Origin of the sequence: Paenibacillus endophyticus, assembly GCF_014192395.1 — a bacterium.
GTDB lineage: Bacteria > Bacillota > Bacilli > Paenibacillales > Paenibacillaceae > Pristimantibacillus > Pristimantibacillus endophyticus.
Genome location: NZ_JACHXW010000010.1, coordinates 220,085 through 233,561 on the forward strand (window position 1 = coordinate 220,085; position 13,477 = coordinate 233,561).

8 protein-coding genes are annotated in these 13,477 nt (G+C 47.0%); 1 reads left to right on the plus strand and 7 read right to left on the minus strand.

What is annotated here, in order from left to right; genetic code table 11:
- The first annotated feature begins 405 nt into the window (after nucleotides 1-405).
- Entirely contained in the window at nucleotides 406-4,458 is a 4,053-nt protein-coding gene (locus FHS16_RS17675) for a DUF5695 domain-containing protein (RefSeq protein ID WP_183565316.1), read from the plus strand.
- Nucleotides 4,459-5,731: 1,273 nt separating this feature from the next.
- On the opposite strand, the gene glmS is transcribed toward FHS16_RS17675, so the two are convergent.
- The 7 genes from glmS to sigW form a co-directional block, all read right to left on the minus strand.
- Entirely contained in the window at nucleotides 5,732-7,564 is a 1,833-nt protein-coding gene (glmS, locus tag FHS16_RS17680; protein WP_183565319.1) for a glutamine--fructose-6-phosphate transaminase (isomerizing), read from the minus strand.
- Nucleotides 7,565-7,791: 227 nt separating this feature from the next.
- Nucleotides 7,792-7,929 carry a hypothetical protein gene (locus FHS16_RS17685; protein ID WP_183565322.1) on the minus strand — a complete coding sequence of 46 codons (138 nt, stop codon included), beginning with the start codon at nucleotides 7,927-7,929 and terminating at the stop codon, nucleotides 7,792-7,794.
- A 193-nt stretch (nucleotides 7,930-8,122) separates the two neighbouring features.
- Nucleotides 8,123-9,463 carry a phosphoglucosamine mutase gene (gene glmM, locus FHS16_RS17690; protein ID WP_183565325.1) on the minus strand — a complete coding sequence of 447 codons (1,341 nt, stop codon included), beginning with the start codon at nucleotides 9,461-9,463 and terminating at the stop codon, nucleotides 8,123-8,125.
- 62 nt (nucleotides 9,464-9,525) lie between these two features.
- Nucleotides 9,526-10,929 (minus strand): CdaR family protein, encoded by a 1,404-nt coding sequence (locus FHS16_RS17695; protein ID WP_183565328.1) that lies wholly within the window; start codon nucleotides 10,927-10,929, stop codon nucleotides 9,526-9,528.
- Complete coding sequence (gene cdaA / locus FHS16_RS17700; RefSeq protein ID WP_183565331.1) at nucleotides 10,922-11,764, minus strand: diadenylate cyclase CdaA; 843 nt, start codon at nucleotides 11,762-11,764, stop codon at nucleotides 10,922-10,924. The genes FHS16_RS17695 and cdaA overlap by 8 nt, the downstream gene beginning before the upstream one ends.
- A 142-nt stretch (nucleotides 11,765-11,906) precedes the next feature.
- On the minus strand, nucleotides 11,907-12,542 hold the full coding sequence (locus FHS16_RS17705; protein ID WP_183565334.1) for a zf-HC2 domain-containing protein: 636 nt from the start codon (nucleotides 12,540-12,542) through the stop codon (nucleotides 11,907-11,909).
- A 205-nt stretch (nucleotides 12,543-12,747) separates the two neighbouring features.
- Nucleotides 12,748-13,314 carry an RNA polymerase sigma factor SigW gene (gene sigW / locus FHS16_RS17710; RefSeq protein ID WP_183565337.1) on the minus strand — a complete coding sequence of 189 codons (567 nt, stop codon included), beginning with the start codon at nucleotides 13,312-13,314 and terminating at the stop codon, nucleotides 12,748-12,750.
- Between the last annotated feature and the right edge of the window lie 163 nt (nucleotides 13,315-13,477).

Consider the following 13,477-nt stretch of genomic DNA (forward strand, 5'->3'; position numbering starts at 1 on the left):
ATTGGGCAAATTCACTACATTGATGCTGAATTTTTCTGGAGAGCTTAAAGGTTTTGTATATTTGAATTAATTGGCTAGACGTATCTACTATTGCTATTTTGAAGGGAGGGGACATCTACCCGGACGGTGTCAAGCCAGTATAGTGCTACGGAATGTAGAATTGAAGAAAAGGTTCTAGCGATCAATTGAATGGATTACTCGGTGAATACTAGAAAGCGCTTTCTGCGAAAGGCCAATTACTAGGTATAGGAACATTACAGAGAGTAAATGTCATATTATACCAAATCAAAAAAAGTATTTCGTAAGGAAATTACTATTACTGGAGTAATAAGTTAGTTCAGTAATAGGACAAGCAATGGATTGAATCTTTAAAAACTAATTTTGAAATGTGAACAGGAGGATATTATGAAAGCGGTTAACAAAAGATTGATATCATTGATTACTGGGTTTTCACTATTTTTCGGATTACTGCCGGTTGGGATGAACGAGGCGCCTTCGGTATCCGCTGCAGCGAATGCTATCGCTAATGATAGTCTTTCTGCTAATATCGGGGATTTAGGGCAGATTGAAGTACTAAATATCAAGAATAACCCATTAAACAAAAAAAATGCTGTTGTCAATTTTGTTTTGCCAAACTCTACATCACCACAGAACGACGTCCAGCACCAATGGATGGGCGAAATGCTTTTTTCTTATCGTACCGGTGACACGGCAGTATTCCCTAACGACAGAGTTGGCTTTGTAGAAGTGGATACAAATAAAACACTGGCGGCTGGTGGATCGACTAAATATTCAACCATCAATGCTAGTAACCAATATTTTACGAAGGTGGCTTCTTCAGACGGAAAGAAAGTAGAAGTCAATTTTATCGGACAAGCCCTTACTTCTACAGCTGCTCGCGTGATGAAAGGTTTTGATGTGAAGTCTGTATTTAATATGGATACCACTGACGGTTCATTGCAATGGGAAATCACCTTGAAAAACAAAAGCACCAAATATATTGAATTCGGTGATATTGGTTTACCGATGCCATGGAATAACAAATATTTGAGTACATCAGATACGTATGACAACCGAGTTACTGTGCATAATTTTGCCGGTGCTGATAGTGGGTATTCCTATGCCATCCGCACGAGCGGCGAAGGGAATTTCATGATGTTCTCCCCAGTGCCGGAAAGCGGCGCACGCATTGAATATGTTGATTATTGGTTGGGTGACGCGGGTGAAGTTCGCGCTGGATCTACGTACTCCAACTGGGTCGGTGACAGTGGCGGCTGGTTCCCGGGACTGAGTGTTCTATATATTCACTCCAAGGATATATCGAAAACAGGTCGTGGATATTTTACTGATGCCACTAGCTTGGTTTTGGCGCCTCAAGCGGAAAAAACATATAAGTTTAAGTTTTCAGCGGTACGCGCAGGCGACAACACACCGCAAGTAAATGCGGCAAGTTCAAATAATGCTTCTACTTCTATGGAAGACCGTGAGAAAAACCTTCGTTCCGTTCTATACAAATCAGGGATGATTGACGCTGTAGCGTTGCCTGGCTTCCAGGCTGCAATCAATATGCCTGTCATGCTGGATCTGCATTTCGACAACACTAAAATAGATTTTCAGTCGATAGAGATTCAGAATATCCTCCAGAATGATCCATATGATGCAGCACATATCCCGGTTATTAAAGGTACGAACAGAGCCGCTATGGTCAACAATACTCGTACCGGACGTGGTTTACCTTCCGGGAACCCGGGATATACAAAATCCGCAACGTTTGTGGAAACCAAGATAATAGACGGTGAACAGCATCATATCTATGCACTCACTTTTGACAACATCGGCAATAACAGCGTTCGTGTGAATTATAAGCTAAAATCTGATCCTGTAGGGGTGAATAAATTTACCCAACTTGAATTCAATATTCTAGCTGAGCTTGACCAAACATCGCAAGCCCATAGCCAATTTATGGTAAACAACACTCAGGATAAGGTCACGACTAGTCCTACCTTCGGTATCTACCGTGACTGGTACCTTACAACCGGCCTTGATACGGCGAACAGCCATTGGGGAGATGACTGGAGTCACGATAACATCAACTTCATGGCTATGAAAAATTATCTCGATCCAAATGCTAGTGAAATCCAATCCATTGAAAACTACCTGATCGACTTTATGTGGAAGAATTATATGAAATATACGCAATCAACTTTTACGGTTGCGAACTATCTCAACGCTTCAGGTATTTACTCAGCTTCAAGTGCGCCTTATGTACGGACATTCTCTGAAGCGATGGAAGCGACTGGATTCTTCAATATGTATCGGATCCAAAAGGCATATCCCAATATGATACAGTATCGCGAATCTCCGCAATTCTATCTGGAAAAGGCTTATGGCATTTACTATAACCGTGTCGGCACCGGAGCAACCGGATTCTACGGTGAACAACAAATTCCAGATTTAATTGAGGCACTTAAAGAAGAAGGAATGCTAACTCAGCATAATAATCTAAAAACGAAGTTTGCTCAAAATAAAGCAACGAGCATGTTAAACGCTGCTTATCCTTACGGGTCAGAATTCGAATATGACAATACTGGTGAAGAAGGAGCCTATGCAGCAGCAAAGGCATTGCGCACTTACTACCCGCAAGACTCGAAGGTAGCCAAAGCCTTGGAAAGCATGAAAGCAGATGACTTGAAAACTCGTGCAATGCGTGGTATTCAGCCTACTTGGTACTTCTATTCCGTACCGGCATTCCGCGCTGGCGAAGGCTGGTGGAATTTCCAATATACCGCGTCTTTGGCAGGATCCATTATGGATGATATGCTTCGCTATCAGGCTGATGGCAGGAATGCAGATCAAACGGCTGTCGCTCAGCAGCGCAACTATGCTGCGAAGATTTCAAACTTCAACTCCGTTAATATGGGGCAGATATCAGCCCAGTCTGTAGGAAGTATCGCTTGGAGATTTAATGCTCATAAGGGCGGAACAGGTACCAAAGATGTATACGATGGTGGTACACGCGTTATGAACAACGGCTGGCAGGACTTTTCTGGAGAATCAGAGGAAGGACTCTATGGCTCGCTATTGCGTATCAGTTCTGATATTGTCACCGATCCGGTATTTGGGCTTTTCGGGTATGGGGCTACGGTCACTGACGTAAGCAACAAATACAATATCACGCCAAAAGACGGTTTTGGCAAGCGTATCAACTTAATCAAAGAGAAAATTTACCTAGTTTCGGAAAGCGATAAAATTCAAAGTGCGTTGATTCAAAAAGATGGTAAGGCAATTACCCTGCAAATCTCGAATCTTTCTCAAAAAACGCACGCATCAAGGATTACTCTCGATGGGCCAGGAGTAGAGAATGGCTATTATACAATCAAACTGAATGGTGCAAATGCCGGACAGTTCTATGTTCAGAACAATAAAGGTGTTGCTATGTTCCAAATGAGCAATGCGCTAACTACTGCTGAGGTGATCATTGAAAAGTCACTTACTGGATCAAATCAAGCTCCACAGGTTACTACAGAAGTGGTGACACTAAGCCCGCCGGTAAATCTACCGATTTTGTTGAACGGAATTGTAACCGACGACGGCGCACCGAATGGCGCTACGACTTACCTATGGGAAGTTGTCAGCACTCCGTCAGGTGGCCAACTAAGCTTTACCAATAATAAAGCAGCAGTCACAAAAGCTGTAGGTACAATAGCAGGCTCCTATACGGCTAGGCTAACCGCTAATGATGGTGCATTGAGCACCTCTAGCTTACTGACCTTTGTGTTGGGTGGTAGTGGTACAGGTAACGTAGACAAGACGGAGCTAACAAACAACTATAACTTTGCAAATTCATTAGTAGCTGCGAACTTTACCGGTCAAGGACTTACACCGATTGCTGCTGCGAAAACGGGCGCTTCCGCTGTGATAGCAAACGCATCTGCTACTCAAGCTGAAGTTACTCTAGCAAATGATAAGCTGCTGACAGATTTGCGATTGCTCACTCCGCTCAATAATAATATGGCGTTTGCAGCGAGTGTCTCAGCCAGCTACACTTCAACTTGGGAGAGTCTACCTGCGGTTAAAGACGGGTTAAAAACTGCTACAACCAACCCGCATTGGGGTAGCTGGGGCAATGCAAGCGCTTCGGAATATGTGCAATATAATTGGCCACAGGGAGCAACAATCGGAAGTTCAAATCTGATGTTGTGGAACGATGGGCAAGGTATAAAAACGCCTACAAAGATAGAATATTCATACATTCCGAAGAATAGCAGTACGAATGCATGGGTAACTGCCGGGACCATTACCACAGGCATCGTAGCTTTAAATACGCCAGTAGGTTCCTCAAATATATTTAATATTAATCCAGCCTTAGAAGTTAAAGCGCTGCGTGTTACAATTACAAAACCAGTAAATGACAGTAATGGTGTTGGCTTATGGGAATGGGAAGTTATCAAGGGGTAACGGTTGGTACTTCCATCCAGTAATTATGCATTTCACTGCAACAGATGATGCAAGCGGCGTGGAAAAAACATTGTATAGTGTTTGATGAAGAACTGCACCTCGTCAAGTAGACAGCAGAAATAGGAAAGTTAGTTAAGCGGCCTTTGTCCTGAATTCCATAGGACTGAGGCCGTTTTGTATTGCTTGTAGTCGCTCGTAATTGTAAAAATGAAATATAGACCTTGCCTTAATAAAGTAGACAGCAAGAAAGCCTCATTACAAAACAAACGTTGGTCTAATCATTAAACCGCCTCAAAACGCTGTAATGGCGGGATGTAATTGTTGGAAGAATGCGTTCTCCGTCAATTTATTATTTTTAAGATTGTATCTCTTTTTTAATAATGGCAAATTATAATTTATTGAGTCATTGATACTTTGATCCGTACCTTGAATATGCACTTTAAATACTCTAGGATCATCCGATAAGTTAATATTAGGAATTCCCATGAGTGCTAAAGAATAATCAGAAATAGATTTATGACACCTATGATTCTTTGTTATCTCTAGATAAACAAAATTCTTGTCGGACATTAGAGAGAATAAATATTTGAATGCCTGTTTCTTTCTTGCATCGAATTTCCAACTCACTACCCTTCTTATTTGTGAATGAAATGGAAATTACACCCTGATATTCTAATAATATTTCAGAAATAATACTAATCTTCTCAACGACAGTAAATGTTTTACCTCTACCTGGCTTTGAACGCAATGCATGCGAAGATGAACCGGCAAATTACGTTCTAAAGAATTAAAAATTGGACTTGAAGACAGGCTTTTCACTACTGTTGATCATCCCAGATTGGTGGGAGTGCTTCTAGTAATGGATTATTCCGATAATCCTCCTGCCCGTTGTCCAACCCACACCACGAGTGGCTTTGTCATCCGAGGAAACATCCTAAATCCGAAGCCATGGTAGATAATCTTTGCCTGTTCCTTGACCTCTTCCTTCTCTAATAAAACGATCTATCTTTGCTTCTGTGATCTCCCGTTTCCGTTTAGCCATTACGAACCACCCCCAAAATGAAATTCAAAAAAAATGAGGCTACCCGAAGGTAACCTCAAATAGAGTCATGTTGTTTATTCTGGATGTCGATTCTGTAGACATTAGTAGAGCTCCTAGTAGCAGTATGGCCAATTCCGTCAGCCTACAACTTTATTTTCTCAGTCTAATGCTTTATCTTTCAATCTAACACTTTATTTCTTTTAACAAAATCCTAACCCAACCCACCTCTCCCTACTCCACCGTCACACTCTTCGCCAAATTCCGCGGTTTATCCACGTCATGCTCTAGCGCTAGCGATGCATAATAGGAGATCAGCTGAAGCGGAATAACCGACAGTGCAGGCGATAGGATTGGGAGAGTCTTCGGAATCGCGAACAGCTCATCCACCGACTTCGCTACCTCTTCTTCGCTGCCTTCGTTCGCTATGCCGAGCACGTGAGCACCGCGAGCTTTCACTTCTTTAATGTTGCTAAGTGTTTTCTCGTACAGCTCTTCTTGCGTCACTAGCGAGATAACTGGAATGCCATCCTCGATCAAAGCCAAGGTACCGTGCTTCAACTCGCCTGCCGCGTAGGCCTCCGAGTGAATGTACGAGATTTCCTTCAGCTTCAGCGAGCCTTCCTGCGCTACAGCGTAGTCTACGCCGCGGCCGATGAAGAACAGATGCTTGTGATGCGAGATCGATTCCGCTACTTGCTTCAGCACTTGCGCCTGCTCCAGAATGCGTTCAACCTGCTCTGGCAGCTTGTGCATCGCAGCAATTACTTCTTCAATATAAGCCGCGTCTTTCGTCTCCAGCGTGCTAGCAAGCTGAAGGCCAAATAGATAGAATGCGATCAACTGGGAAGTGTACGCCTTTGTTGATGCAACAGCGATCTCAAGACCTGCCCAAGTAATGAGCACATGGTCTGCTTCACGGGCAACCGAGCTGCCTACCACGTTTGTGATCGCTAGAACGCGAGCACCGTTGCGCTGTGCTTCACGAAGTGCGGCAAGCGTATCTGCCGTTTCGCCCGATTGGCTAACAACGATAACAAGCGTATCCGGCGTGATGATCGGCGAACGGTAGCGGTATTCCGATGCGACATCCGTCTCAACCGGAATGCGCGCCAGCGACTCAATGACCGATTTGCCTACAAGTCCTGCATGGTAAGCTGTTCCGCAGGCAACAATGTGTACTTTACGAATCGATTTGATATATTCATCCGTCATGCCAAGCTCTTTCAATGCCACCGACTTGCCATCTTCCGAAACACGGCTCATCATCGTGTCACGGTATGCTTTGGGCTGCTCGTGGATTTCTTTCAGCATAAAGTGATCAAATCCGGCTTTCTCTGCCGTCACTAGATCCCAATCGACATGAAATATTTCCTTGGAAATACTTTCGCCTTCAGTCGTCAGCAATTCGACGGAATCCTTTGTCAGAATCGCCATTTCGCCGTCATTCAGAATATATACATTGCGCGTATGCTCCAGAATAGCTGGAATATCCGATCCGATAAAGTTTTCGCCTTCACCTACGCCGATAACAAGCGGGCTTGCGAAACGAACCGCAACTAGACGTTCAGGCTCGAACTCGGTCAATACGCCAAGTGCGAATGCTCCGCGCATCCGCTTCACCGCACGTTGTACCGCTTCGACAATATTACCGTCATATTCATCGGCAACAAGATGAGAGATCACTTCCGTATCCGTCTCCGATACGAAAATATGTCCTTTTGCGACCAATTCTTCTTTCAAATTCAAATAATTCTCAATGATACCGTTGTGGACGACAGAGAACTTAGCCGTGTTGTCCGTATGCGGATGCGAATTGACGTCGGACGGCTTGCCGTGAGTAGCCCACCGCGTATGCCCGATTCCGACAAAGCCTTCAAGCGGCTCCTCGCGCAGCAAGCCTTCAAGATTCGCCAAACGACCTTTGGACTTCGTAATTTCAAGCCCGTTTTTCGTGAAGACCGCGATTCCGGCAGAATCATATCCCCGGTATTCAAGCTTCTTCAAGCCTTCGAGCAAAATGTCCTGAGAGTCGCGTTTACCAATATATCCTACAATTCCACACATAATTTAATAAGCCTCCGAATAGGTTATTTCCCGCCTTATCGGATGCCGCCATTGCGTGGCACAGGCAATATGAAGTTGTCACAGATTAATCGCAATCGTTGCGGATAATGTAACCCCTCTGCCCGTGCCCACCTCACAGGTGGCATCTTGGACATACGGGAGCAATGAATACTAATCATAATAAGCCTGCCGCACGATTGTATGACCGGTCGCCCGGCCGTTTTACGTTACGGCTTTCGGTTGGCTTGCAATACCGGAAGGTCCCCGCCGAATGTTTCGAACACCTTCACCTCGTCAGCTTCCCGTATGAACAGCTGTTTTATGCCAAGGCTCTCACCCTGGGCAACAGCTCGTTCATCACGCAAGCTCTGGCGCTTAACTTGCTTCCGTAACCTCTATCCTCGCTTTCCTTCTTGAATCACACTACCTATCATATTCATTTTATGTCTGCTGTGCAACCTTATGATCCGAAATTACACGAATATCTTCCAAAATAAGGTGTCGAAGATTTGTCTTCTACACGGTCTGACAAATCTTCGACATTGTTTGCTAAAAGGCTTAGCCCAGCTCGTTTTTCACGACTTGAGCGATCTGATCCACATAAGCTTCGACCTGATCCTTCTCCGGACCTTCCGCCATGACGCGGATTAACGATTCCGTTCCGGATGGACGTACAAGCACGCGGCCGTTATCGCCGAGCTCAAGCTCTACGCTTTTAACGGCTGCTTCGATTGCGGCATTGCCTTGGTACAAGCTTTTATCCGCTACGCGAACGTTAACTAGCTTTTGCGGGTATTTGCGCATCAAGCCTTTAAGCTCGCTAAGCTTCTTCCCGGATGCCGCCAGCGTATCCACGAGCTGCAGCGCAGTCAGAATACCGTCGCCAGTAGTAATATGATCAAGGAAAATGACATGGCCAGATTGCTCGCCGCCCAGATTGAAGCCGCCACGTCGCATTTCTTCCATCACATAACGGTCACCGACAGCCGTTTTCGCCGTTTTCAAGCCAATGCGCTCCGCGCCTTTGAAAAATCCGATATTTGCCATTACCGTAGTAACAATCGTGTCTTCCTTCAGCTTGCCTGCCCGCTTCATCGCATCGCCAATGATGCACAGAATGAAATCGCCGTCTACTTCGTCGCCCTTCTCATCAATCGCAATGAGACGATCCGCATCCCCGTCAAAAGAAAGACCAAGATCCGCGCCATGCTGCAGCACCTGCTCGCGCAAATATTCAGGATGCGTCGAACCCACGCCCGCATTGATATTAAGGCCGTCCGGCTCCGCGCCAACCGTGATGATATCCGCACCCAGCTCGCGGAACACCGTTGGAGCCAGTTCGTACGCCGAGCCGTTCGCGCAGTCAAGCACGATTTTGAGACCGCTGAATTCGCCCTTGATCGTCGTTTTCAAATAATCGAGGTAACGCTGCTTGGCGCCTTTATCGCTTGATACCGCTCCGATATCGCCGCCCTCAGGCCGCGGCAATTCATCCGTAAGCGCATCGATTAATTGCTCGATTTCGAGCTCGGTATCATCCGATAATTTAAAACCGTCGCCCGCAAAAAATTTAATGCCATTATCTTCTACAGGATTATGCGAAGCTGAGATCATAACACCCGCATCCGCTCCCAGCTCACGAGTAATATAAGCGACTGCTGGCGTAGAAACAACGCCAAGCTTGATTACGCTTGCGCCAATGGACAATAGCCCTGCGATAAGTGCGGATTCAAGCATCGGCCCGGAAATGCGCGTATCAAGACCGATTACCACTTTAGGCTTATTCGCTTGGCGTGTAAGCACATAGCCGCCGCAGCGGCCGATTTTGTATGCTAGCTCTGGTGTAAGCTCACGGTTGGCTACCCCGCGAACACCGTCTGTACCGAAATATTTCCCCATAATTATAATGCTCCTTTGTTGTATGCTGCATCCTTTATTCTCTACTTATGCTGGTTATCCGATTATGGATTCATTGTTGGGCCGCCGGAAGCATTCCCGCTTCCATTACCGCTCTCCTCGCCTGTATCAGGCGTTGGCGTCGGTGTCGGCGTAGGGGTTGGAGGCTCCTCTGTCGGAGTGCCTCCTACTTCTTCTGAGTCGTCTTCTCCTATTCCGGTGGAAGCATCCTCGACAATCTCGATGGAGACCGTAAGCGTCTGGCCTTCGCTAAGCACGGTCTGCACGTAAGCAGGCACGTCTATCTGAAGCGTGACCGAGTGAACACCGGGGCTCAGCCCCTCTACATTCGCGGCTATTGCCAGCGACTCTGCCTTAAGCGCGTTCAAAACCGATTCCGCCCCGCTGACGCTTAGATCAAACTTGCCGCTCGCAGGCGTGCGGAAGACGGCTGACATCCCGGTTGGAACGCCCTCCAGCGTAATCGGCAATCCTGCAAACTCTCGTGTAATGATCGGCGCAACAACGACCGCAAGCGTAACCTCAGCCGGATCAATCGACTTAATGCCGTCTATAGCTCCTGTTTTAACCTGCACCTCGCCGGATTGCTTCACCTTCGAGAGATCAAGCACAACCCCATCGTAGACCTGAAGCTCGTCTAACAGCTTCTGCTCCCCGTACACGGTTACTTGATCGATTGCCGGCTTCACGGACACCAAGCTTAAACCATCAGGCAGAGCGCCTGTATAGCGCACCTGAAGGGGCAGTGTTTTGAACGGAGGCGTTACCTTGACCTCCACATGAACCGTTTCCGGTGAAACAACGGCATTAGTCATTTCTATGCCATCTGTATCGTAAACGATAATTTTCGCTTTTTTGTTGACGACCGTCTTGTCTGCGCCATCGACATTGATTTCTGTCGTGACAACGCCAACCCTGCTCATATCATCCTTAGGCAGCGTGACCAGAACTCCAGTCGTTGGTGCAACGATCGTGGATGCCCCCACCACATAACCTGCTGCTGGCTTACCATCCGTGACGACTTGAAGCTCGAATGGCTTAGTCAATATTTCTTCGATCTGCACCGTTACCGTTCGCGGCGACATCTCTACAAGCGTAATGCCTTTCGGCAAGGTTGCCACTAGCGGGAGCTCCTGAATGCCAGGCTTGGCACCCTTCAAATCTACGCTTACCACATAATCATCATCCGAAGACGCATTCAGCAGATTGCTGAGTCGGCCTTGCACATCCAGTCTAACGACCGAAGGCTCCATGGCCGTAAGTATATATTTATCCGTATCAAGCCCCTCCGCTTTAATAACGGAGGCTTCGATGGTTTTGGTATCCACATTGGATGTAACCGTCTGGGGCGACGTGTCTGGATCAATATGAACGACGGCCCATAGCAGCAATCCAACAATAACTGAAATAATTTTGAGCGAGGTCGGGTGACTTAGCCATTTATCCATCACGGCCTCCTTTCCGCTTCCAAAGAGACGACACGCTCACGCGCTCCTTCGCACGTCCGTTCGTCTTTGGCGTAAGCTCATCGAACAGCTTCGAAATAAGCGATTCCTCGTTAATATCCCTTACAATCATGCCGCCGAGCGAGAGCGATACTTGTCCCGTTTCCTCCGACACGGTGACCGACACCGCATCCGTCACTTCGCTTACGCCGATTGCGGCACGGTGGCGGGTACCGAGCTCCTTGCTAATGAACGGGTTCTCCGATAGAGGCAGATAGCAGCCTGCGGCCATAATTTGATTCGCGCGTATAATAACCGCACCGTCATGGAGCGGCGTATTGGGCGTGAAAATATTAATAAGCAGCTCTGACGTAATCTTCGATTCCATCCGGATACCCGACTCGACAAGCTCACTCAGTCCAGTCGACCGCTCGAATACGATCAGTGCTCCGATCTTCCGTTCAGCCATAAAACGGACAGCCTTAATGACGCCGTCAATTTGTTCATTAACGACATCCTTGTCGAGCGAGTAACCACGTGAGAACAGCTTGCCCCGTCCGAGCTGCTCAAGGACACGCCTCAGTTCAGGCTGAAAGATAATAAGCACGCTCACGATACCGAAGGTGAACATCTGATTCATGAGCCACTTCAGCGTATACAAATTGAACCAAGTGCTCAGAGCCCACACCGCTACGAGTATGAATATGCCCTTCAACAGCTGAACCGCGCGCGTTCCCCGCACCAGCAAAATCATTTTATAAATAATGTAACTCACTATGCCTACATCGATGACGTCCTTAAACCAGTCATGCCACGTCAATTCCGAGAAATAACTCATATGCCAACCCCCAACAGCCGATCCCCTTATTCTTGTCTAATATCGGTTTTCAACTTTATTATTTTCTAGATATGGGATTGGAAATCCTTTTTTTCAAAAAAAATTAAAAAAATGCCCCCCTGCAAGAGGGAGGCAGCCTGCATTAACGAGCGTTACCGCCAAAAGTTTGCGTCACCTTGTACCAGAACCAATCAAGAGCTTGATCGATCGTTCTGCTCTGCCCTGCGATATGGCCGGTCGATGCAAGATTCAGGGAGCCGTCAATGACGGTCACATTGCCGTCTACCTCGCCTTTCACTTCAGCTGTTCCATTCTCGACGGTCAGGTTCCCCGTTAAATGGGCGCCCTCCGGCACGATGACTGTATTGCCTTCTATAATGACTTGCTGAAGATCCTCGCCTGCTACAATGAGCTTGTTGTCCTCTTCCCACATGGTAAAGAAGCTGCCCAGCATAACGAGTACAAATACAGCAGCAGCCGTAACGCCTGGGTACTTGTAAATAAACCGTACGACTCGGTTGCGCTGCTTCTGCTTCTTCGGCAACTGCTGCATAATTCGCTGCGTTAAATGCTCCGATGCCTTCTGGTCATAATCCGCGGCAGGCTTAAGCGCTTCTAAAGTCTGGAACGCTGCGGCGTCCGTCTTCTGGAGCTGTTCAAACCGACTGCGGCAAGCCGGACAGGAAAGCAGATGAGATTTTAACGTAACGATATCTTCACGCGGCAGCTCGCCGTCCAAATAGTCATGCATCCATACGATGGCGACGTTGCAATTCATAGCAGCCAGTCCTTTCTTTCCATTGCTCGCGCATTAAGTTCTTATCTCGCTATTTAGGATACGTTGCGAGAGAGAGGGATGTTTCACTTTTTTTCGAAAAGGGGCAAGTATTCCGTCCCGGGCATGAAATCCGTTCTTTTCTCTCCGAAAGAAGCCTATGCCCTCCGGGACATGGCTTCCTTCTATCATCAACCGCTCGCTCCGGCTATAATTTATGCTCCAGCTTCTTCCTAAGAAATTCCCTGCCTCGGTGGACCCTGGTCTTAATCGTCGTAACAGGCATGTCCAGCACGTCGCCAATCTCCTGCAAGGACAAATCCTGCATATAACGGAGCGTCATTACGCTTTTGTATTTCGGGGGCAACGAAGCGATAGCCGCATGAATGATGCGCTGTGTGTCCGAGAGAAGCAGCTCCGACTCCGGCGTGCGGTTGTCGCTCGGTATCATCGAGTAGCCATCCAAGCCTTCATGATCGTTGGACTCCGCATCAAGCGAATACGTGGGCTTGCGCTTGCGCAGCCGGTCGATGCAAAGATTCGTCGCGATTCGGTAAATCCAGGTCGAGAATTTTAACGTATCGTCATACCGGTCTAAGTTTTTGTATACGCGAAGGAACGTGTCCTGAACGACATCCTCCGCTTCCTGCCGGCTGTTTAACATTCGATATGCCATATGAAAGAGCTTATCTTGATAGAGGTCTACAAGCTCAGCAAATGCTTGCTGATCGCCTTTTAGCGCTAGCTTCGCCAGGCGTGCTTCCAATACATTCACCTTAACTCCTCCAAATCTTCCGTTCGTTCGGCCGCTCGCCAAGAACCTAAACAAACTGTATGTAACCGCTGAGGATAGCGTCTTGCCTGTTCAAGTAAGCTGCGGCCGATAAAGGAATTTCCAACCTTTGCCGCACTAGAAAAATCGTAATCCACCTGAACCG